Source organism: Cernens ardua (genome assembly GCF_051251085.1).
Taxonomy (GTDB): Bacteria; Pseudomonadota; Gammaproteobacteria; order Pseudomonadales; family Halomonadaceae; genus Cernens; species Cernens ardua.
This window is the reverse complement of the sequence record NZ_JBPCZH010000005.1, coordinates 191,769-213,380: the sequence shown is the minus strand read 5'-3', so window position 1 is coordinate 213,380 and position 21,612 is coordinate 191,769. Positions and strand designations below refer to the sequence as shown.

General features: G+C 51.6%; 20 protein-coding genes. 9 read left to right on the top strand and 11 right to left on the bottom strand.

Annotated elements, in window-relative coordinates:
• Positions 1–143: 143 nt before the first annotated feature.
• Positions 144–1,031 (bottom strand): shikimate dehydrogenase, encoded by an 888-nt coding sequence (aroE, locus tag LMG33818_RS10360; RefSeq protein WP_442323309.1) that lies wholly within the window; start codon positions 1,029–1,031, stop codon positions 144–146.
• A gap of 358 nt (positions 1,032–1,389) precedes the next feature.
• On the opposite strand from aroE, the gene LMG33818_RS10355 reads away from it, so the two are divergent.
• Complete coding sequence (locus LMG33818_RS10355) at positions 1,390–1,875, top strand: DinB family protein (protein WP_442323308.1); 486 nt, start codon at positions 1,390–1,392, stop codon at positions 1,873–1,875.
• 24 nt (positions 1,876–1,899) lie between these two features.
• On the opposite strand, the gene hemF is transcribed toward LMG33818_RS10355, so the two are convergent.
• The 3 genes from hemF to dprA form a co-directional block, all read right to left on the bottom strand.
• Positions 1,900–2,853 carry an oxygen-dependent coproporphyrinogen oxidase gene (gene hemF, locus LMG33818_RS10350; RefSeq protein WP_442323307.1) on the bottom strand — a complete coding sequence of 318 codons (954 nt, stop codon included), beginning with the start codon at positions 2,851–2,853 and terminating at the stop codon, positions 1,900–1,902.
• Between the two features lie 207 nt (positions 2,854–3,060).
• Positions 3,061–3,639 (bottom strand): L-threonylcarbamoyladenylate synthase type 1 TsaC, encoded by a 579-nt coding sequence (tsaC, locus tag LMG33818_RS10345; protein WP_442323306.1) that lies wholly within the window; start codon positions 3,637–3,639, stop codon positions 3,061–3,063.
• Positions 3,640–3,860: 221 nt separating this feature from the next.
• The gene (gene dprA / locus LMG33818_RS10340; protein WP_442323305.1) at positions 3,861–5,132 is read right to left on the bottom strand and encodes a DNA-processing protein DprA; all 1,272 of its coding nucleotides are present in this window, start codon (positions 5,130–5,132) and stop codon (positions 3,861–3,863) included.
• Between the two features lie 384 nt (positions 5,133–5,516).
• On the opposite strand from dprA, the gene def reads away from it, so the two are divergent.
• The 3 genes from def to rsmB are packed head-to-tail and all read left to right on the top strand — an operon-like array spanning position 5,517 to position 8,375.
• Positions 5,517–6,020, top strand: a complete 504-nt coding sequence (gene def, locus LMG33818_RS10335; RefSeq protein ID WP_442323304.1) for a peptide deformylase — start codon at positions 5,517–5,519, stop codon at positions 6,018–6,020.
• 34 nt (positions 6,021–6,054) lie between these two features.
• Positions 6,055–7,032 carry a methionyl-tRNA formyltransferase gene (fmt, locus tag LMG33818_RS10330; protein WP_442323303.1) on the top strand — a complete coding sequence of 326 codons (978 nt, stop codon included), beginning with the start codon at positions 6,055–6,057 and terminating at the stop codon, positions 7,030–7,032.
• Positions 7,029–8,375 (top strand): 16S rRNA (cytosine(967)-C(5))-methyltransferase RsmB, encoded by a 1,347-nt coding sequence (gene rsmB / locus LMG33818_RS10325; RefSeq protein ID WP_442323302.1) that lies wholly within the window; start codon positions 7,029–7,031, stop codon positions 8,373–8,375. Before fmt ends, rsmB begins: the two co-directional genes overlap by 4 nt.
• A gap of 143 nt (positions 8,376–8,518) precedes the next feature.
• Here rsmB and LMG33818_RS10320 read toward each other — a convergent pair whose 3' ends face one another.
• The 4 genes from LMG33818_RS10320 to radC form a co-directional block, all read right to left on the bottom strand.
• Complete coding sequence (locus LMG33818_RS10320; RefSeq protein ID WP_442323301.1) at positions 8,519–9,592, bottom strand: arginine N-succinyltransferase; 1,074 nt, start codon at positions 9,590–9,592, stop codon at positions 8,519–8,521.
• Positions 9,589–10,791, bottom strand: a complete 1,203-nt coding sequence (locus LMG33818_RS10315; RefSeq protein WP_442323300.1) for an arginine N-succinyltransferase — start codon at positions 10,789–10,791, stop codon at positions 9,589–9,591. The genes LMG33818_RS10320 and LMG33818_RS10315 overlap by 4 nt, the downstream gene beginning before the upstream one ends.
• An 11-nt stretch (positions 10,792–10,802) precedes the next feature.
• Positions 10,803–12,011 (bottom strand): aspartate aminotransferase family protein, encoded by a 1,209-nt coding sequence (locus tag LMG33818_RS10310; protein ID WP_442323299.1) that lies wholly within the window; start codon positions 12,009–12,011, stop codon positions 10,803–10,805.
• Positions 12,012–12,312: 301 nt separating this feature from the next.
• On the bottom strand, positions 12,313–12,987 hold the full coding sequence (gene radC, locus LMG33818_RS10305; protein ID WP_442323298.1) for a RadC family protein: 675 nt from the start codon (positions 12,985–12,987) through the stop codon (positions 12,313–12,315).
• A 395-nt stretch (positions 12,988–13,382) separates the two neighbouring features.
• Between radC and LMG33818_RS10300 the strand changes: the two genes are divergently transcribed.
• From LMG33818_RS10300 to slmA, 5 genes are all read left to right on the top strand, one after another.
• Entirely contained in the window at positions 13,383–14,078 is a 696-nt protein-coding gene (locus LMG33818_RS10300; protein WP_442323297.1) for a 2,3-diphosphoglycerate-dependent phosphoglycerate mutase, read from the top strand.
• 261 nt (positions 14,079–14,339) lie between these two features.
• A complete protein-coding gene (gene coaBC / locus LMG33818_RS10295; RefSeq protein ID WP_442323296.1) occupies positions 14,340–15,824 on the top strand; it encodes a bifunctional phosphopantothenoylcysteine decarboxylase/phosphopantothenate--cysteine ligase CoaBC in 1,485 nt (494 codons plus the stop codon).
• A gap of 180 nt (positions 15,825–16,004) precedes the next feature.
• Complete coding sequence (dut, locus tag LMG33818_RS10290; RefSeq protein WP_442323295.1) at positions 16,005–16,457, top strand: dUTP diphosphatase; 453 nt, start codon at positions 16,005–16,007, stop codon at positions 16,455–16,457.
• A 63-nt stretch (positions 16,458–16,520) separates the two neighbouring features.
• A complete protein-coding gene (argB, locus tag LMG33818_RS10285; protein ID WP_442323294.1) occupies positions 16,521–17,414 on the top strand; it encodes an acetylglutamate kinase in 894 nt (297 codons plus the stop codon).
• A gap of 99 nt (positions 17,415–17,513) precedes the next feature.
• Complete coding sequence (gene slmA, locus LMG33818_RS10280; RefSeq protein WP_442323293.1) at positions 17,514–18,125, top strand: nucleoid occlusion factor SlmA; 612 nt, start codon at positions 17,514–17,516, stop codon at positions 18,123–18,125.
• A gap of 320 nt (positions 18,126–18,445) precedes the next feature.
• Here the strand turns inward: slmA and rpoH are convergent, their stop codons facing one another.
• From rpoH to ftsE, 3 genes are all read right to left on the bottom strand, one after another.
• Positions 18,446–19,345, bottom strand: a complete 900-nt coding sequence (gene rpoH / locus LMG33818_RS10275; RefSeq protein ID WP_442323292.1) for an RNA polymerase sigma factor RpoH — start codon at positions 19,343–19,345, stop codon at positions 18,446–18,448.
• A 578-nt stretch (positions 19,346–19,923) separates the two neighbouring features.
• Complete coding sequence (gene ftsX / locus LMG33818_RS10270) at positions 19,924–20,943, bottom strand: permease-like cell division protein FtsX (protein WP_442323291.1); 1,020 nt, start codon at positions 20,941–20,943, stop codon at positions 19,924–19,926.
• Positions 20,943–21,611 carry a cell division ATP-binding protein FtsE gene (ftsE, locus tag LMG33818_RS10265; protein WP_442323337.1) on the bottom strand — a complete coding sequence of 223 codons (669 nt, stop codon included), beginning with the start codon at positions 21,609–21,611 and terminating at the stop codon, positions 20,943–20,945. The genes ftsX and ftsE overlap by 1 nt, the downstream gene beginning before the upstream one ends.
• Position 21,612 lies beyond the last annotated feature (1 nt).

The window sequence follows — 21,612 nt, the reverse complement described above, 5'->3', positions numbered from 1 at the left end:
CTGACATCCATCATCTGCTATTAATTGACTTATTTTCCTTGAGTGTGACATTCACAATGGGAGCTCACTTTTACAACAGGCAATATACACGAAAACAAGAACCGCCTTTCGTACTCATGAACTGCCATTCATGAACGAGCCACTCATGACGCACGAATATCCGCTCTTAGTGCTTCAAGTACGGGCTCTACTGCGGGCCTGCTCCCCTCCCACAACGTGAAGGACTCGGCAGCCTGCTCAACCAGCATACCCAGACCATCAGCCGCATGAGCGCCTTGTGATAATGCCCATTGCATGAAAGGCGTGGGCTCAGCCGCATACACCATGTCATAAGCCCAACCATTACCCTTCAGTTTCGCACCCCCTGTCGCCGGAAGCTCATGATTCAGGCTGGCACTGGTGCCATTAATGATCAGGTCAAACTCACCTGTAAGCTGATCCGGCGACGCCGCTGAAAGCCTTGCCTCACCGGCCCAGTCGCCGATCAGGGATTGCGCACGTGAAAGGGTACGGTTCGCAATCGTGATGCTGTTTGGCTCGGCATCCAGCAAAGGGCCAATCACACCACGCACAGCACCACCGGCCCCCAAAATGGCAATCCGAGCCTCTTTAAGGTTGACACCCAAACGGCGTAAATCATTCAGCAGGCCGGCACCATCCGTGTTGTCACCTACAACCTCACCTGAATCCTTGAAAAGCAGTGTATTCACAGCGCCTGCCATTTGGGCACGTGGCGTCACATGTTGAGCCAAGGTGAGGGCTTCCTGCTTGAAAGGCACGGTAATATTGGCGCCTTTCCCCCCTTCAGCCCGGAAGGATGCAATGTAATCTGCAAACTGGTCGAGGGGCACTTCGCATTTTTCATAGCGCAGATCAATTCCCAGCGATTTTGCGAATGCCTGATGGATAAAAGGTGAGCGTGAATGCCCAATCGGATGACCAAAAACACAATAAAGGGAAGTCACTTCTATTCCTGTTTTCTGTAGAGGGAATATTACCCATGGATAACGAGCAGCATACCCATTTTTCATTCGACTCGTCATCCCGACGAATGGATTTTCGACAGATAATTGATACGGCGCACACTATTGCCTCATGAACCTTGTTTCATGAAGAACTCAAGGCATATCAATCAGTCAACATGTGACAGTACTCCCCGGATAATCCCTGGCAAGGACTATTGATCAAATAAAGTCGGCTAAAACAGGGATGACGCTGGCGGTAATAGTTTTAGACATTGATAATCACCGGATTTCATAGGTAAATATAGCCGCGCGCGCTGGTATGCAGTAAAGTAAATACTTCACTCAAGAATAACAATGTGTACTCGTACTCACGAAAAATCCATAACTATTCATAACACCGACACGCAAGGAAACGATTCCACTTATGCTCGCTGACTATCTTCGAACGCTCATGGATTATCATGACTGGGCTACACAATCCGTATTGGGAGCGTGTATGGATATCAACGAAAATGATTATCATCGGGACTTGGGACTCACAGGCGGCAGCATACACGGCGCACTAAACGCGGGGCTTCAACAAGAGCGCCAGTGGCGGCTGAATTTTCTTGGCGATAGCAGCCTTCATGAAGAGCCACCTATCAGGGGTCGGGATCAATTGGCTCGATCATTACGGGAGGAATCACGGCAATGGCAAGCACTAGTGGCTGACATCACCGATGAATCACTTGAAGAGACGGTTACCGTAGTGAGCTGTGACAAACTGCGTTATACCCTCACCAAAAGTGATTTGATTACACAGGTCATCAATTACGGTATACAGGAACGGGCCACTATCGCCTATTCAATTGATTGGCTCGGCCAGCCCAAGCCGGTAATCGATTTTATCGCTTATCAGCAAACAGCATAAGCACAATCACCCTGTATCAACCCATCAAGTGTTATGTAAAGGTTGTTTGCCGCCTAACCAATCATGCGGCTTAAGATACTCATAAAGCTCAGCCTCAGCGGAGCCATCTTCCACCTGATATTGATAAGACCATTGCGCCATGGGGGGCATGGACATCAGGATAGATTCGGTTCTGCCCCCACTTTGCAACCCGAAAAGCGTACCGCGGTCATAAACCAGATTGAACTCCACATAGCGGCCCCGACGATGAGCCTGGAACGTACGTTCACGTTCTCCAAAAGGCGTGTCCTTGCGTTTCCGAAGAATAGGGAGAAAAGCATCGGGGTAGGCATTGGCAACTGACTGCATAAAGGCGAAGCAAGTATCAAAATCAGGCTCGTTCAGATCATCAAAAAAGAGTCCACCAACGCCTCTGGTCTCGTTGCGGTGTTTAATCATGAAGTAATCGTCACACCAGGATTTAAAACGTGGATAGAAATCTTTATTGAACGCATCACACGCATCACGCGCCGTCTCATGCCAGTGAATGACATCTTCATGGAAGGGATAATAAGGGGTCAGATCAATCCCGCCGCCGAACCACCATACCGGGGGTTCGCCTTCTTTATTGGCGATGAAAAACCGTACATTTCCGTGGCTGGTAGGCACATAGGGATTACGCGGATGAATGACCCAGGAAACCCCCATGGCTGTAAAACTTCTACCTGCCAGCTCAGGCCTGACAGCACTGGCTGACGGAGGCAACTCCCCGCCATGCACATGGGAGAAATTCACTCCCCCTTTTTCCAGCACATCGCCATCGGCAATCACTCGGGTACGGCCACCGCCACCCAATTCACGTTTCCATGCTTCTTCGAAGAATTCGGCGCAAGGCTCTTCAGCTGCAAGGGCATCGCAAAGCCTGTCCTGAAACGACATAAGGAACGCTTTGAAACTTTCCAGCATATGATCCGAAGAGAGTTCGTTCTGACTTGCCATGATGAGTCCTGATGATGTGAAAATCGAGTATCTCGCCACTCTGGCAGAGACTAAAGCTTCGAGCGCTATCTATTTTGCCGTGTGATGGCTCAACTTGCCATGTGACTGAATGACAGGGGCTGAAATTAACAACTGTTCACGTGAATGCCCAAGTTTCATATGGTATCCCCCCTGTCATGGAGTGTCCGGGCTTCCACTTGTATCTATTCACTGCGACATATCACTGCGACGTAACCATTTCCCGGTCGCTAGATCACGGATATCACTGGGTTGGGTTCTTCCTCCCGTCGTTCCATCCAGGAGGGAAAGTGATTCTCCCTGAAAAGCCCTGAACACTTCCTCAGCAGTGGTAGCAGAAGGCTCTCCGGCACGATTAGCGGACGTGGACACAATCGGACCACCGAAGGTCTCGCAAAGTGCAATTACCAAGGGATGTGGCGTAACACGCAAGGCCACTCGATCATGTTCCCCCCTAACAAGAGGATGAGTACGACCATTATCAGGCACCAACCATGTCAGTGCAGCGGGCCATGAAGCACGCAGGCGTTCAAGTGATGCCGTATCCAGGCCACGCAGCCACGGCTCGAATTGCTCAATGCTGGCAGCGATAAGGATGAGCCCTTTCTCTGGGGCTCGCAGTTTCAATGCCAATAGACGCTGGAGTGCCTCAGTATTGTCAGGGTCGCATCCCAACCCCCAGACGCCCTCTGTGGGATAGGCCAGCACACGCCCTTGATGTAACAGGGTGGCGGCCTGATCAAGCTCAATGGAAGGTGTGCGACTCATGAATCACAATACCCCTATTAAATGCAAGGTTATTATACACAACAAGGCTCGGATTTTTCACTATATCACTTTTACACTGTTGTCATTTTTACGTGGTGTGAACTCGTCGCTTGCCCACTGCCGTTTGGCTGCCATGTGTCGATCAAGGCCACAGACTTTAAAAACAATGGCGCCATACGTTGACTCTTCTCAATGGAAATTGGCGTAACTGTAGATTCAGCTTAATCAGGCGAATGCACCCAACCACCCGGCACACGGGAAATAACACCCCCTATTTCGAGTTCCAGCAGAGCAATAAGACCCTCATGGCAGGAGGTGTTCGCCACAGTGACCAAGGCATCCAGCCCTACAGGTGTGTGGGACAAGTAATGATAAAGGCCTACAGCCATTTCACTAAAACCAATCCCGCTTTCATGTTTGCCCCCATTAATATGCTTGATATCAGGGGTTGGGGAGGCTGTGCCAACAGGACATCCCGTTATGGCACTGATACATGGAACCAGTGAAGATTCCTCTCCCGATCGACGAGAAACGAATGGCGCAACAGCGTTCCTTGATACCCGATGAGCAGCACAGTGTAGCGCAGCCGGCGGTGAGTTGCAGTCAGTGATACTACCCTCCAGAGCCATTGCCTCTATCATATCCCTCGGATGGGCCACCAACATCGCCCCCTGCTGAATAAGCCAATGGCATCCGGACATACCTTCGTCGTCAGCGGCGCCGGGCAAGGCGTAGACGTCCCGATTCTGTTCCAGTGCCAAACGCGCACTGATCAAGGACCCACTCTTTTTCGTTGCCTCTACTACCAGCACGCCTTCACTTAGTCCCGTGATAATGCGATTACGACGGGGAAAGAACTGCGGATAGGCCTTCGTCCCCGGCGGGAATTCAGAGACCACTAGCCCAGCACCGTCCAGTATTTGCTGGCGTAACGCTGCATGACGCCGGGGGTAAAGAATATCGATTCCGCAGCCAAGCACAGCTAACGTAGCCCCTTTACCCTCGAGTGCTCCTGTATGCGCAGCTGCGTCTATCCCCAAAGCCATACCACTGACGATACACAGCCCATGTTCAGCCAATACATGCGCAAAGTGGTGGGCATGTTGCATGCCTCGTGCGCTGGCTTGCCGACTGCCCACCATGGCTAAGCCTCGCTGATTCAGCAGGGAAAGATTACCCCAGGCCCAGAGTAATACCGGTGGATCAGGAATTTCCTCCAGAAGCGCGGGCCATGCCGGATGCCCCGGATAAAGCAGGTAGCGTTGCCGGCTTTCATCACACCATGCAAGAATTTCATCGACCTGCGCCTGCCCGGCCGTATGCTCAAGCAGATAGACAAGATACTGCCGCTGTGCCAACCCCAGTTGCGCAAGCCATGCGCCTGGCCACTGAACCCCCTGCTGATAAAGGGTATGAATACGACTGCTTCCCAGACGAGGAACCAGTGATAGAGCCAGCCATTCGCGGGGCCCCATGGAAACCTGTTTAGCCACATTTGCTTTCCTTGAATGAACAGGATGAGAGTCAACGGTTTAATTGAAGCGTTCTGGGCACTACAATAGACATCACTTACGGACTTGAACGCCACAATATTCGAAGGAAGAGAACGCCAATCAAGCGTATAATAGGGTCATTACTCTTTATGGCTTGAAAGTGATGACCCTACGTTGTTATTCCTGACGCACGCGCTTGGTATAATCACCACCTGCTGTATTAAGTGTTCTCTTTCTCCTGTCATGATTATTTCGGCAGCTCGCGCCCAAACTTTAGGGGTAAACACTCTTGCTGAGGATGTTTTCTGCTCCGGTGCCCTGCTGTTGAATAATCATCAAGATTAATCACACCTTCGTCGCTTTCTTATTAACGCGGATCTGTTTATGGCAACTCTAGAGATTCTTGAATATCCGGCGGACCACCTTCGCAAGGTCGCCGAACCCATTACAACGTTTGATGATGAGCTTCAGACGCTGATCGACAACATGTTCGAAACCATGTATGCCGCCCCTGGAATTGGCCTGGCAGCAACACAGGTAGATCGTCACATACGTCTCTTTGTGCTTGATGTCAGTGACAATCAGAGCGAGCCCATGGTGTTTATCAATCCCGAATGGGAAGCATTGGATGATGAGCGCAAACCCTTGCAGGAGGGGTGTTTGTCCATTCCCGAATACTATGCGGAAGTATCGCGTGCATTGCGTATCCGTGTGAAAGCGCTGGACCGCCACGGCAAGCCTTTCGAGCAAGAGGTCGATGGCCTGCTGGCACATTGCATACAGCACGAAAATGACCACCTCAACGGTGTGCTTTTCATTGATTATCTTTCACCGTTGAAACGTGATCGTGTGAAGAAAAAAATGCTCAAGCGTCACAAGGGCGCTTAATCCCTCTTTCCTTTTATCTGGACAGCACTCAGTTATGGCATCATCGTTACGGGTTGGTTTTGCAGGTACGCCTGAATTTGCCGCCACCATTCTTCAATCCATACTGGACAGTCGCCACGAGGTAGTCTGCGTATACACTCAGCCCGACCGCCCTGCTGGCCGCGGTCGTAAGCCACAACCCAGTGCTGTAAAAGAATTGGCACTGACTCATGATCTTCCGCTTTACCAACCGGAACGATTGCGTAGCGATGAAAGCCGTAGTGGTATGAAAAAGGCGCAGCTCGATGTGCTGGTTGTCGCAGCTTATGGGTTGATTCTTCCCGGTGAAGTGCTGGCCATTCCTCCTTTTGGTGCGTTGAATGTACATGCTTCTCTGCTGCCTCGCTGGCGGGGGGCTGCGCCGATCCAGCGTGCGATTGAAGCCATGGACAGTGAAAGTGGCGTAACCATCATGGCGATGGATGAAGGGCTGGATACCGGCGCGATGTTACTGAAACGCTCTGTGGGAATCGATGACACGACCACGGGTGGTAGCTTACATGACGCACTATCCGTACTGGGTGCAGAAGCAATCGTCACGGTGTTGGATCAACTGGCTGATACGCCGTCTGCGCTCGACCCCGTTCCTCAACCCGAACATGGGGTGACCTACGCAGAGAAACTATCCAAGGCCGAAGCTCAATTGGATTTTCGGCAGGATGCTCTTCATCTGGCGGCAAAAATCCGTGCCTTTAATCCATGGCCTGTCGCATGGACCTCCCTCAATGGTGACACCCTCCGCTTATGGGAAGCAAAAGCACTTGATGCACGCCATGATGCACCTCCGGGTACGTTGCTGGCGGTATCGGCAGAGCACCTGCACATCGCCTGTGGCGAAGGCATACTGGCAGTGTTCCGCGCTCAGATGCCCGGCACTAAAGCGCTCAGTATACGAGAACTGCTTTCGAGCCCTAAACGCGCTGAAAAACTTAAGGAAGGCGCGCTTTTTGACTCGTCGGAGAGCGCACAATGAGCAGAAAAACACGTGCCATCACTGATCCCCGCGCTGCCGCAGCGGCTACTCTTGTTGCCGTACTGGACCGTAAGGGCTCGCTCTCAGCTCTGGATGATGCTGCCATTGCTCCCAGAGACCGCAGTTTTTATCGGGCGCTGTGCTTTGGCGTTTGTCGTGCCCTGCCACAGTTGGAATTACTGGCCGCAGAGCTGGTATCCAGGGGCTTCAAACGCAAGGATCTGGATATTCAGGCATTATTGCTGATTGGCCTGTATCAGTTGATGTACATGCGTGTTCCCGGTCATGCCGCCGTGGGCGAAACAGCCGGTGCGGCTAAGCTATTGGGAAAACCCTGGGCCACACGTGTGTTGAATGCCTGCCTGCGTCGTTATCAACGTGAGCATGAAACCCTCACACAGCCGCTGGGAAAACGCGCAGAATATCGTTATCTGCACCCCAAATGGCTTGTTCAGGCCATCAAGGCAGATTGGCCCGAGCAGGCGGAAGCGATACTGGCTGCCAACAATACACCCGCGCCCATGACGCTCAGGGTAAACCGTGCCTATACGAATAGGGATGATTACCTTCACCGCCTGACGGAAGCACAGTTGGCCGCTATAGAATGCAAGGACTCAATGGATGGCATCACGTTGGAACATCCCGCAGATGTCACCACACTGCCCGATTTCGCCGAAGGCGATGTCAGTGTTCAGGATGAATCAGCACAGTTGACCGCCCCCATGCTGATGGATTCAGTTGAGAAAAATGAACACACACCACTCAGGATTCTGGATGCATGCAGCGCGCCAGGTGGTAAAACGCTGCATTTAATCGAGTGTGCCCTCGCGGCGAAGCAGCCGCTACATATCACTGCACTGGACAGTGATGCTCACCGCCTTGAACGGGTTGAAGAAGGAATTGAACGCCTGCGCCCGGATGAGTCGATCGAGATTGAACTCCAGTGTGCAGATGCATCCCAAAAGGACTGGTGGGATGGCACGCCATTCGATGCCATTTTACTGGATGCCCCGTGTTCAGGTACCGGTGTTATTCGACGACATCCTGATATCAAGCAGCTCCGTACAAAAGAAGATATCACCGCACTGGCACACCTTCAGAGCGCGCTACTCCGAAATGTATGGGACATGCTGAAAGAAGACGGCACATTACTGTATGCCACCTGTTCCATTATGCCAGTTGAAAACAGCACGCAGATTGAACGTTTTCTTACGAATACGCCAGATGCCAGCAACATTACACCTTCTGTCCCCTGGGGAATTGAGGTGCCGAACGGGCGTCAACGCCTGCCCGAGATCAATGGGAGTGACGGGTTCTTTTACTCGCTGTTACGCAAACGTTAAACGACGTCCCAAATACCATCACTTACCTATGAAGAAGAGAGAGGAGGAAACACCATGTGTTTCCTCTTATTAGTGCTTCCAGCTTTGTTAGCATTTCAGGATGAACGCCCCCTCCTATTGGCAAAGGACCTATATCAGGCCCTTTAACATTCAAGGATACGGACACTATCCCCCGCTTTCACACCCAGCTTCGCTGCTTCTTCACAGTGAAGCATAATTTCCCCTTCCAGCGGGCCAACACGACTCCAACAGGCACGAAATGCTGCCGGTGTTTCACCACTCGCAACCAGCCAGCGGGGGCGAATACGCTCATCGTCATCATTCTGTTGTTCGGATGAATCGATAGCTACCGCCACCGAGCGCGTATTACGAATGGCGCGTACATCATCGATATAGGCTTCCATCGTTGGGCCGCCATCAAAAATGTCGATATAACCTTCCCAACGCAGCCCTTCCTGTTTCAGCATAGCGATCGCCGGGCGCGTATTCTGATGCACTTGACCAATGGCTGAGCGTGCTTCGGGTGTCAGAAAGTTAAGGTAAATCGGGAATTTAGGCATCAATTCGCCAATAAAGCCTTTATCTCCCAACCCGATCAGGCGGTCAGCATCGGCGAAATCCATCTTCAGGAAACGGTGACCAAGGCCATACCAGAAGGCGCTATTGCCTTCTTCGTCAGTTTGCCCCCTCATTTCGGCCAATACGCGTGCAGGGAAACGCCGCCGATGTGTCGCCATGAATACCCAACGCACGCGAGAAAGCAATGTCCCTAACCGACCCTTCAACCCGGCGCCACCGCGCCAGGCCGGCCGTAGATAAAGAGAACAGACTTCGGCGTCCCCTGTATGATCCGACGAGAGAAACAGCGTCTCCAGCATCCGATGCAGCCCGAGAGTGGGTGAACTATGCGCCAAGCGCCCCAAACGATAATGGTAGAACGGTGAGCCAAGCCCAACGCGCGCCTCGATAGCGCAGCACCCGGCTATGACAGGGGAGGAGTTTGTTCCCGTTACCTCTTGAGAATTAGCATCTTCAAGAACGAAGAAGTACAGTCCGGGGCCATTACCCTCAGGATCAGCAAAGGTTTGCTGGCTATGAGTAATTTTTTCACGCAGGAAATCAATATTATCCGGCAACGACGTAAAGCCTGAACCCGTCTCCTCAGCCATCTCCATCAGCGCATCCAGATCACGCATTTCAATCGGACGAATAATCATGAGGAGGCCCCTTCTGAAAGGCGATGGGCCAGGGAGCGGTAACCCGTTTTGGGGCAAGGGGTTCCTCCGCTTCGCGACTCTTTCGCCAAACAAGAAGCATCACACCCACTGACCAATACTTCACTGCCTATGGGCTGCCCTAATACATCGAAGGTCAGTTGATCAACATGGCATACCCCATGCGCATCCCCGTCGGAAAAAGGACTCACCACCGCACGGAAATCATTCAATGTTCCCGACGCTATCAGAGCACTTGAAGGCGGTTCGATGGATTCGGACGAGATGCCTGAAACCTTCTCACAACGGGCATCATGGTGTTCGAAAGCAGCTGAATCAATGGATGATTCAGGAGAAGAAGGTTGCAGCTGGCAAAAGCGCGCTTGCTTCAGCGTTTTCAGCTGATAGGTATCAGCCTGAAGCACCGGACCTGCATCGAAAATATCGACGTGTCGCCCCGGTTGGAAGCCTTCTGCCAACATTGCATTGTAATGGGCAAAATGACGCTGGTGAGTGTGGCCTATCACAGCGCGGGCACCCGTGGTTAGCAGCTCTTCGTAAAGCGGTAGCTGTGGCATCATTTCGGCTATAAAACTTTTGCTTTCACGACCTGCAAGTGCGTGAATATCGTGATAGTCACGACCAAAAAAATGCTGTCCGACGCTGTTCCAGAAGGGTGACTCCCCTGAATCATTGACTTCACCGGTAAATGCCACCACACATTGATCGGAAAAACGCTCAGGATTAAGCCGCATAAAAGCCAATCGAGCCTTGCGTAACAGTATATGGGCAGTCATATTCTGTTGGTACTCAGGTGCCAGCGCCATGGCACACAGTTGGGAGGCCTCTGAAATTTCGTGTGACAGTGCAAGCGTATTCACTTCACGACGAATTCCCAACCCGGGTGAAGCATGGATAAGCGTTTCCCGACGGTAGGTGTAATATGCCTGATCCATTCCGGCCCAGGCACGCAAGGTAGCCGTACCCACCACACGCTGCCGATCAGTATCTTCCAACGCGAACATATAAGCCTCTGCCCCCGGTTTTTCAACCGGAGACTGAATGGCCTTTTGTGTTGCCTGTACGCGAGACACCAGGGTCTCACGCCAGGCAGGCAGGTTTGTCAGGGGAGGATTCGCCGTACTGGCGAGCGTATAAAGCGCGTCGATATCACGCGCTTCCACCAATCGTACAACCAGCATAAGAGCCCCTTTTAGCCAGCGATACGATTCAATGCACGCTCCAGGCGAATCATGCCTTCATTGATTTCTTCAGGTGAAATCACAAGGGAAGGTGTGAAACGGAGAACATCCGGCCCCGCAACCAGCATCATCAACCCTTCATCAATGGCAGCCGCCATAATATCGCGCGCACGGCCGTGATAGGGTTCCGTTAACTCAACACCCACCAACAATCCTTTTCCACGAACTTCCTTGAAAAGATTGAAACGCTCATTGAGCTTAGCCAAGTGCTGTTCGAACAGGGCACGGCGCTCAGCAATGCCATCCAGTACTTCAGGTTCAGCGATGGTTTGCATGGCAGCCAGCCCAACAGCAGTCGCCAGAGGGTTACCGCCGTAGGTAGACCCATGGGCGCCCATGGAAAATACCTTGCCAACGTCGTCTGTAGTAATCATGGCGGCCAGAGGAAAACCACCCCCAATGGCTTTGGCTGTGGTCAGAATATCGGGCACCACATCATATTGCATGTAGGTATAAAGGCTTCCCGTGCGCCCGGCACCACATTGCACTTCGTCAAAAACCAGCAAGGCTTCGTATTCATCACACAGTTCACGCAAGCCATGAAGGAATTCAGGTGTGGCCGAGGTAATCCCCCCCTCGCCCTGCACCGGCTCTACAACAATCGCACAGGTGTCGTCGTCGATCAGCGCACGAACACTATCAAGATCATTGAAGTCCGCATGCACGATTCCCTCAATGGCCGGACCAAACCCTTGGGAATACTTGGGCTGCCCTCCCACGCTGACCGTGAAGTAAGTACGCCCGTGGAAAGAGTTCCTGAACGAAATGATCTTGCTCTTGTGCTCACCAAACATGTCGTGACCATAACGGCGTGCCAATTTGAAGGCAGCCTCGTTGGCTTCTCCACCACTGGAACAAAAGAACACCTTGTCGGCAAAGGTATGCTCCACCAACCACTTGGCAAGTTTGAGTGCAGGCTCGTTGGTATATACATTTGACAGGTGCCAGATTTTATCCGCCTGTGTTTTCAATGCATCCTGCAAGCTGGGATGACCATGCCCCAATGCGCTGACAGCGATCCCTCCGGCGAAATCAATGAACTCTCGGCCTTCTCGGTCCCATACTCGGCTACCTTCACCTCTGTCAGGAATCATATTGACAGGTGAATAGACAGGAAGCATGTAAGTATCGAAATCGGCGCGGCTCGGCGTCCAGCTCATGATTGAATTCCTATTATCGGGATCTTTTTGTTGAGGTCGCGGTATTGCGACGGTAAACCACAGGATAATTCGTGTGCTCGTTCCTACCAAACCAAGGATGCACGGAGACCCCATGCTCCTCTGGGATACATGCACTCGGGCGCAAGCCTCCGAACGACTGGCACCCCAGGCACACCCATACTCGGCAGAAACATAGATACACGAATTAACGCATGCACCGTGTAGTATGCAACGCCACGAAGCAGTTGGCGAGTATTAGCCGCGAATGAATAATGGATGGATGTACCTGATATCTTTCGTCCTATAACCACCCTTGCTCAGCGAACGAGGTGATTTCATCGTCACCAATCACAAAGTGATCCAGCACTCGGATATCGACGAGTGCCAGTGCATCACACAAACGTTGCGTAATACGACGGTCAGCGTCACTTGGAATAGCCACTCCTGAAGGGTGATTGTGGGCAAAAATCACCGCGGCGGCCCCCAACGAAAGTGCCTTCTTCACCACTTCTCGCGGATAAACCGGTGCGACATCCAGCGTTCCCCGCGACAGCTGCTCGAAGGCCAGCATACGGTGCTGCGTGTCCAGAAAAATACCGGCAAAGACTTCATGGTCAAAATCACGTAACTGCGCATTCAGAAACTGCCTGACCGCCAAGGGGGATTCGAGCGTGTTCATTTTGGCCAGGTTGGATGTGCAATGGCGCCGAGACAGTTCCAGGGCGGCCTTGAGAAAGATATAGGTGGCCTCCCCCATGCCGCGTGCACTGCATAGTTCTGCGCGATCAGCCAGCAAGATGGCACGAAGACTACCGAATTGCGTCAAATGTTCACGTGCGATATCGACCGCCGATGACCCAGCCACACCCGCTCGATAGAAAATGGCCAGTAGTTCCGCATCGGAAAGAGAGGCCACTCCTCTTTTGAGGGCTTTCTCTCGAGGACGTTCGTCCTTGGGCCAATGTTTAATACTCACGTTATCCAGTGCTCACTTTCAGGTGCACTTACCCCAAACCTCTGTTTATTCATCTGCCTTTCAGGAAAGAGACTCATTGTAACCCGGCAGAAGATTAATACTTTGGTATAGAACCAGCGCTGTTCATGATGATGTTATGTTACAGAACGGTATCCTTGGCAAGCTGACGATAAGGATGCATGACACAACCTCACGTTTCCCTGCGTGATATCGGTCTTGTCAGTATCTGCTTAAGCCAAGCGGTGTATAATCATTGAAACGCATGAAAAACAGCGCATTATGATGGTTCATGCATCCGGCGATACTGATAGAGTCATGCGCAGGCGCAATTCATACATTACGCACAGATACGTTTACATACCGTTCATGTGTCAATAACGGAAAGGAGTGGTTAGATGGCAAAACTGGTATTGGTTCGCCATGGTGAAAGCGAATGGAACAAGGCCAACCTGTTTACGGGATGGGTTGATGTCGATCTTTCCGAACAGGGTGTTGAAGAGGCCAAACGCGCCGGTCGTCGTCTCAAGAATGCGGGTATTCAGTTTGATATTGCCCATACTTCCGTGCTTAAACGCGCCATCAAGACACTCCATTACGCGCTTGAGGAACTTGGGCAGTTATGGCTTCCCGAATATAAATCCTGGCGCTTGAATGAACGCCACTATGGTGCATTGTCAGGATTGAACAAGAAAGAAACGGCAGAAAAATATGGCGACGAACAGGTCCATATCTGGCGCCGTAGCTACGATGTACTTCCCCCACTGCTGGACAAGGATAGTCCCTATCATCCTGCCAATGATCCACGCTACAAGCATCTTGATCCGCGCAGCCTGCCGGGCGGTGAAAATCTCAAGGTGACACTCGAACGCGTCATCCCCTACTGGCAGGATCGTATTGCGCCGGATCTGCGTGACGGCAAAACGGTCATTGTGGCAGCTCACGGCAATAGCCTGCGTGCACTGGTGAAGTATCTTGAGTCCATCAGTGACGAAAAAATCATGGATCTGAATATTCCCACGGGTGTTCCCCTGGTCTATGACCTCTCTGACGATCTTGAGGTGAAGGACAAGTACTACCTCGAAAACGACTGACAGGCAGTTTCAATCGGTTAACAAGCGGACTTTTTGATACCCGGAGCGCCGATACAGGCGCACATCGATGACGTGGTATCAAAAGTCCGCTTTTACATTTGCCACTGCCATTACGCACGTTTCCCATTGCCATATAATGACCTTTTGCTAACGTTGGACAGCGACTCTGTCATGCAGGAAGGGTGAGGTATATTATGGTGCCCTCGTCTTTTTTACTGCCAATCCACGACTCAATGCCGCTTTTTGTCAGGGAGAACACACATGAGCCGCGCTCAATCTACCCATTCTCTTTCGGGAAAACGTATTCTACTGGGGGTCAGTGGCGGTATTGCTGCGTATAAAAGCGCAGCACTCGCACGGCTGCTTAAAAAAGCCGGTGCGGACGTCCGTGTGGTGCTTACTGACGGTGCCAGGGCCTTTATTACTCCACTGACTTTTCAGGCATTGACAGGCAATCCGGTACACGACTCACTATTGGATCAGGATGCCGAAGCCGGTATGGGCCACATTGAACTGGCCCGCTGGGCCGAGATACTGCTGATTGCCCCTGCGACAGCCAATCTGATTGCTCGGCTTGCCCATGGCTTTGCCGATGATCTTCTCGGCACGCTGTATCTGGCCAGCAGCGCCCCCCGTTATCTGGCGCCGGCAATGAACCAGCAGATGTGGGCAAGCCCTGCCGTTCAACGCAATGTCCAACAGTTACAGCAGGATGGGGCGACTTTACTAGGGCCGGCCGCGGGCGAGCAGGCCTGCGGAGATGTAGGTCAGGGCCGCATGCTGGAGCCGGAAGAGATCATCAACACCTTGCTGGAATATCGTGCTGACGCTCGGGTGGCCGACATTCCTCCATCTCATGATCGACACGCCCATCGATACCTTGCAGACCGGGCCCTTGTAGAAACTGCACAAACGTATACTGGAAACGGTTACATTTCTTCCGCCAGGGCGAATGATACTGCGAATGCAACGGCAACATGGCCTACACATCAGCTCAATATTGTCATCACCGCAGGCCCGACTCGTGAAGCCATCGATCCTGTTCGCTATCTGAGCAACTACAGTTCGGGCAAAATGGGCTATGCGCTTGCACAGGCGGCACAACAGATGGGTGCCAAGGTAACACTGGTCAGCGGACCGGTAACATTGGCTACCCCCGAAGGCGTAACCCGCATTGATGTGACGAGCGCCAACGAGATGCTGGCAGCCGCTAAAGAAGCATGCCAAAAGGCTGACATTTTCATTGCTACCGCAGCCGTGGCAGATTTTCGCCCTGCAACTGTAGCGGAACAGAAAATCAAAAAGGGGCGCGAGGACAAGATGACGCTGACCCTGACTAAAAATCCCGACATCGTGGCGACCATTGCCGCCATGGAGGCCGCCCCCTTCACTGTGGGCTTCGCAGCGGAGACAGAATTCCTCCACAAGCATGCACAGGAAAAACTCAAGCGCAAGAAGCTCGATATGATTGTAGCCAATCAGGTCGGCGATGGCCTTGCCTTTGGGCAGGATAATAATGCTGCGACGCTCTACTGGTACAGTCATCACAAAGACTCGAAGCGGGCGCAACGGAGCCAGGAGAGCGTGAGCCATAAGGAAACGGTTCAACCGCACTCGGAACATGATGAATTGGAACATGACGAATTGCATCATGAGGATTTTCCGTTCCAGCCAAAGTCAACACTCGCATATGCACTGATGACGCGTATCATAGCGGAGAGTAGTGGCTATTCTGACAAGGGCTAATAGCCGCCTGAAACCCGATAAACGCCAACAAGCTTCGCTGAGCGCTCCATTAGCCAGGCCCTCTTGTTGAATGTCTGACTCTCGAGCCTTTTGGGTTTTCATCACATACTACTGGCGATCTGATAGCATATCGGATGCCATAATGTTTTTTATTTTATAACGCGCAAGGAGCCATACGCAGTGCCCAAGATCCAAGTCAAGATTCTGGACGAACGCGTCAAACAGTACCCTCTTCCGCACTATGCAACAGAAGGAAGTGCCGGCATGGATATTCGTGCCCTGCTGGACGAGCCCCTTACCCTACACCCCGGGGAAACCACGTTGGTAAAGACCGGGTTGGCCCTTTATATCAAGGATCCTGCTTATGCGGGAGTCGTGTTGCCTCGTTCAGGACTGGGCCACAAGAAAGGGATCGTTTTGGGTAATCTGGTAGGGTTGATCGACTCAGACTACCAGGGTGAACTCATGATCTCCGTATGGAACCGGGGCCAGGAGGCTGTCACCCTCGAACCCTTCGAGCGTATTGCTCAATATGTTCTGGTACCGGTACTGCAGGCCGAACTCGAAATTGTTGATGAATTCGATGCTTCGCTGCGAGGCACCGGAGGCTTTGGCAGCTCGGGACAACACTGACCAGTATTTGTCTTTTTGTGACACCCTTTTCACAAATACCATTTCCATTGAGATGCATCCAGCATGACTGATACAAAACCATCACGCGACCCCGCTTCCGTCGTTGAAATTCTTTCCGAAGCGCTTCCTTATATTCAGCGCTATGCAGGCAAGACCATCGTCGTCAAATATGGCGGTAATGCCATGACAGATGATGCGTTGGTGGACTCCTTCGCACGGGATATCGTGCTGATGAAAACGGTTGGCCTGAATCCCGTAGTGGTGCATGGCGGTGGGCCTCAGATCGGGATTGTGTTGGAAAAACTGAATATCGAGTCTCATTTTGAGGCAGGAATGCGGGTCACCGATACGCCCACCATGGAAGTGGTCGAAATGGTGTTGGGTGGTCAGGTCAACAAAAGCATTGTTAATCACCTGAATCTGGCCGGCGGTAAAGCCATCGGTTTGACGGGCAAGGACAACGCCCAGATTCATGCAAAACCATTGGCTCTGCATGATACGAATGGCAACCCCATCAATATTGGTCATGTAGGCGACGTCACACACATTTCAACTGACCTGATCGAAATGCTGACCCAGGCCGATTATATCCCTGTGATTGCGCCTATTGGTGTGGACGACGAAGGCAACTCATACAACATCAATGCAGATGTAGTAGCCGGCCGTGTGGCACAGGCATTGAACGCGGAACGCCTGATGCTGCTGACCAATGTAGCGGGCTTGCAGGACAAACAGGGAAATGTGATGACGGGATTAAGTGTCAGCGACGTGAATCGCTTGATTGAAGACGGTACCATCTACGGAGGCATGCTGCCCAAGATCCAGTGTGCATTGGAGGCTGTTGAAGAGGGTGTGGATAGCGCCGTCATCATTGATGGGCGTGTGCCTCATGCGACATTGCTGGAAATTTTCACCAATGCAGGCGCAGGTACATTGATCAGTGCATCGGGCGATTAAACTCTCTACCCAAGTGCCTGAGGCCATGCCTTGTAATGCGCACAATAAACCGTGCCGATGCATGCATCCGCTTATTTTTTCTCCACTCAGTTATTGCTCATGACACAAGAAAAAGCTCCCTCTCGGAAGGAACAAATCCTGCTCACCCTGGCAGAAATGCTGGAGAAAGACAGCAGTGGCCGTATCACAACCGCCGCGCTGGCACGCGAAGTAAATGTCTCTGAAGCGGCTCTCTATCGGCATTTTCCCAGCAAGGCCAAAATGTTTGAAGCCTTGATTGCCTTTATTGAGCAATCGCTTTTTTCACAGATTTATCGTCTGATTGAAGTCACGCGGGAAGAAGACGCTTCCATAGAAGAGCAACTGAGACTAATTCTGACCTTTATTCTAGCGTTTTCAGAACGCAATCCAGGGCTCTGCCGCCTCTTGAGTGGCGAGGTTCTGAGCGGTGATCTGGCGCGATTACAACCCCGTATTGCTCAACTTTATGATCGCATCGAGACTCAACTCAAACAACAGCTCAGGGAAGCCGAGATACATCAGGGTCTTCGCGTTAGTTGTACAGTCAGTGTGTATGCCAATTTACTGTTGAGTGTATTGGAAGGCCGGATCACACAATTCACGCGCAGTGGTTTTCGTCGTACACCAACAGCAATGTGGCAGGATCAATGGAGCGTTCTTGCATCCGCCATGTCCTTTCCAACGGAGTAATGGATGCCCGCCACGGCTTCCTGTTTGTATCAACTTATGAATATATAGAGTGCCTTGGCAGGGCTCGATTAAGTTCCATCTATAAAACAAAGCGTACATGAGCGTTTAATAAAGACTGATGTAAAACGATTACCTACCATCAAGCGGCCCACGTAAAATATGCATAAAAAAACCGCCTTTCTCCCGTTGGAGAGGCGGTTTTTATTGGAAAGGCGGTTTTTCTTCGCACTATCCTTATTCCCTGAGGAATCAGGATTCCAAAGAATAAAACCCTAAAAAGTGAACCTCAGGTGTAGACACGTATTTTAGTAATACTGGCGTTATGACGCCAGATCCAGAGGAACATCCCCCATCATACTACGCAATTTTTTCATTGCGCTTTTCTCCAGCTGACGAATACGTTCTGCCGAAACACCATATTCATCCGCCAGCTCATGAAGAGTGGATTTATGTTCGGCCAACCACCGCTGCTGGAGGATGTTACGTGAACGGTCGTCCAACTGGGCCAACGCATTGGCGAGACGACGAGAGGAGTCCTCTTCGTAGTCATTTTCTTCAATACGGGCAGCAGGATCATAGCGATCATCTTCCAGATAATTCGCAGGTGCCTGATAAGCCTGTTCGTCATCATCATTGGCAGACGCATCGAAGCCTGCATCAATGGATGACAAACGACCTTCCATTTCACGAACGACCTGGGGTTTGACATCCAAATCCTTGGCAATGGCATCCACTTCATCAGTGTTCAACCAGGCCAAACGTTTTTTGGCACTACGCAGGTTAAAGAACAGTTTACGCTGTGCTTTGGTCGTCGCCACTTTAACGATACGCCAGTTACGCAGGACATATTCATGAATTTCAGCCTTGATCCAATGTACCGCAAAGGAAACAAGGCGAACGCCCTGGGTCGGATCGAAGCGTTTGACTGCTTTCATCAGGCCCACGTTACCTTCCTGAATCAAATCTGACTGTGGAAGGCCATAACCGGAGTAGCTGCGTGCAATATGCACAACAAAGCGCAGATGTGACATGACCAGACGGCGAGCCGCTGACAGATCTTCATTATTGCGCAGGCGTGTTGCCAATTCCTGTTCTTCTTCAACCGAGAGAACCGGAATGCTGTTGACTGTCTGAATGTAGCCATTGAGGTCATTCCCCGGAGAGAGTTGGCCCATGGCTTGCAATGCATTATTTGATTTCACTTGAAGACTGTTACTCATATGTGACTGTCTCCTATAAGGATGCCCGATAAACTGGGCTTGAAAACATCCGTGAGGGGCACCATGTACTAAATAACCGCGCTGGTAAAGCTGTCAGCGGGTAAAGGCTATAAACAGCAGGTGCCGCGATATGTTCTGACTTGAGATGACTGACTTAATGTTTTAAATGTTGGCGTCTCTTTACTGTACAATTCGTTAAGTATAGCGCGTGTGCCTTGCGCTTTCGAGTATTGATATAGTACGAGTAATTCTATCAGTACTCTATTCCTATCTATTAAGACACCCCATTTCCAAAAAAGTTCCCTTGAAAAGCAATCCATACTATTGGGCTTGTGATGGAGGGTGTACGCATATTGATAAAGGCGCATTAGGAATAATGTCAAATCACTGAAGGATGTGAATTGCAATTCAACGGAACGTTTCGAAGACTATCCTACCCGGGATATCTCTCCAGTATACTTTGCAAACTTGTCATTTTCATGGCGCCCTCACCTGTACAGGGTGGGATTTTCAGGGCTGACAACACGCTTTTGCCTGTTGCAGCCCTCTATATGTGAACACTAGAGTATCGTCGCAAATTACTCGGGGCGAATTTGTGAAAGGTGCCGTGCGACAGCAATCCAAGCGCCCAATAATCCCAGCAGGATACTGACTATGATCAGCAGGAGGGAACCTCCGAAGCCAGGAAGTGGCAGCTGATAACTACTGCCGTAGCTCTGCGCCAGATCGTTGATTGGCGAAGACAACCAACCACGCCCCAACAGTAGTAGCAAAATAGCCAGTATGCCGCCGCCCAGACCAAACCAGGCCCCCATATACAGGAAGGGCCTTCTGACAAAAGGCCGCGTTGCGCCGAGTAACGTCACAACCTCGATTTCCTTGTGACGGTTGGCGACCGATAAGCGGATAGTATTGCCGACAACCAACAGCGCGCCAAAACCAAAGAGCACGAATAGCCCCCAGGTCATGCGTTGACCAACGCGGCCAATGTCATGTAACCGTTGCAACCACTGAACATCCACACGGGATTCATCCACCCCATTGATACCCTGTAGTTGAGAGGCAAGATCACTCACTGCCTGTGGATCATGCGAGGTGGGTGTTACCAGAATGGTCGCTGGCAATGGGTTGTACGAAAGCAACGAGGCAACGTTACCAATTCCCAACGAATGCTGAAACTCATCCAGCCCCTGATCTGCTGTTATCAACTGAATACTTTGTACTGCAGCATTGCCACGAATCTGACCGGCAATCTGATTGACGCTATCAGGGCTCTCCCCCGCCTGAAGGTATACCGTAATGTGTGTCGTACTTTCAAGATTCGAATCCAGCGTGCGTACGCTTCCCAAGCCTAACCAGAGCATCGCAGGCAACACCAGCGCAATAGCAATGGCCAGCATGGTAAACAGCGATGCAATAGGGCTGCGCAACAACCTCTGCCCACTATCAAGTGCAATTTGACGGTGGTGATCCATCCACGACTGGTATTGTTGGTCACGTGAAATGCGTTGAGCTCTGGCACCCGAACGGCGCTCAGCAGCAGAGCTCGGTGGCTGGACATCCTTGGGCTGAGATGATGAATTTCGTGGTTGACGCATCACGCCCCCTCCTCGTCGGCAATCAGACGGCCCTGGCGCAAGCGCAGGATACGATGTCGCAAGCGTGCAATCAGCGCTAGATCGTGGCTCGCTAGCAGCACTGTGGTACCAATACGGTTGAAGTCTTCGAACAGACGCATGATATCCGCTGAAAGCTGCGGATCAAGGTTACCCGTCGGCTCATCTGCCAGCAGCAGTGCAGGTTTGTTCACAACGGCTCTGGCGATCCCGATACGTTGTTGCTCACCCGTTGACAACTCAATGGGCAATGCACGCTCTCGGTACAACAACCCCACCTTGTCAAGCGCCGCACGCACACGCCGCGCTGCATCTTTGGGTGGTGTTCCCTGAATCATCAGGGGCAAGGCCACGTTGTCAAACACAGTGCGGTCAAATAGCAGTTGATGATCCTGAAATACCACACCAATCTGACGGCGATAGAAAGGGATCTGCGAGGGGCGAAGCCTGGCAAGATCCTTGCCACCCACCACTACCTTCCCTCTACTGGGACGTTCAAGGCAGGTCAACAGCTTGAGCACTGAGCTTTTACCTGCGCCCGAATGCCCGGTCAAAAAGACCATCTCGCCGCGATCAATGGAAAAATTCAGGTCTGCAATGGCCTCAAAACGCCCACCGTAACGCTTTCCGACATGCTCGAAGCTGATCATG

Bases quoted from the DNA above. Each gene is read 5' to 3' on its own strand.
- LMG33818_RS10315 (WP_442323300.1), bottom strand. From the start codon at position 10,791: ATGCTGGTTGTACGATTGGTGGAAGCGCGTGATATCGACGCGCTTTAT.
- fmt (WP_442323303.1), top strand. From the start codon at position 6,055: ATGGCATCATCGTTACGGGTTGGTTTTGCAGGTACGCCTGAATTTGCC.
- LMG33818_RS10300 (WP_442323297.1), top strand. From the start codon at position 13,383: ATGGCAAAACTGGTATTGGTTCGCCATGGTGAAAGCGAATGGAACAAG.
- hemF (WP_442323307.1), bottom strand. From the start codon at position 2,853: ATGGCAAGTCAGAACGAACTCTCTTCGGATCATATGCTGGAAAGTTTC.
- argB (WP_442323294.1), top strand. From the start codon at position 16,521: ATGACTGATACAAAACCATCACGCGACCCCGCTTCCGTCGTTGAAATT.
- def (WP_442323304.1), top strand. From the start codon at position 5,517: ATGGCAACTCTAGAGATTCTTGAATATCCGGCGGACCACCTTCGCAAG.
- aroE (WP_442323309.1), bottom strand. From the start codon at position 1,031: ATGAAAAATGGGTATGCTGCTCGTTATCCATGGGTAATATTCCCTCTA.
- ftsX (WP_442323291.1), bottom strand. From the start codon at position 20,943: ATGCGTCAACCACGAAATTCATCATCTCAGCCCAAGGATGTCCAGCCA.
- rsmB (WP_442323302.1), top strand. From the start codon at position 7,029: ATGAGCAGAAAAACACGTGCCATCACTGATCCCCGCGCTGCCGCAGCG.
- tsaC (WP_442323306.1), bottom strand. From the start codon at position 3,639: ATGAGTCGCACACCTTCCATTGAGCTTGATCAGGCCGCCACCCTGTTA.
- slmA (WP_442323293.1), top strand. From the start codon at position 17,514: ATGACACAAGAAAAAGCTCCCTCTCGGAAGGAACAAATCCTGCTCACC.
- rpoH (WP_442323292.1), bottom strand. From the start codon at position 19,345: ATGAGTAACAGTCTTCAAGTGAAATCAAATAATGCATTGCAAGCCATG.
- ftsE (WP_442323337.1), bottom strand. From the start codon at position 21,611: ATGATCAGCTTCGAGCATGTCGGAAAGCGTTACGGTGGGCGTTTTGAG.
- LMG33818_RS10355 (WP_442323308.1), top strand. From the start codon at position 1,390: ATGCTCGCTGACTATCTTCGAACGCTCATGGATTATCATGACTGGGCT.
- LMG33818_RS10310 (WP_442323299.1), bottom strand. From the start codon at position 12,011: ATGAGCTGGACGCCGAGCCGCGCCGATTTCGATACTTACATGCTTCCT.
- LMG33818_RS10320 (WP_442323301.1), bottom strand. From the start codon at position 9,592: ATGATTATTCGTCCGATTGAAATGCGTGATCTGGATGCGCTGATGGAG.
- coaBC (WP_442323296.1), top strand. From the start codon at position 14,340: ATGAGCCGCGCTCAATCTACCCATTCTCTTTCGGGAAAACGTATTCTA.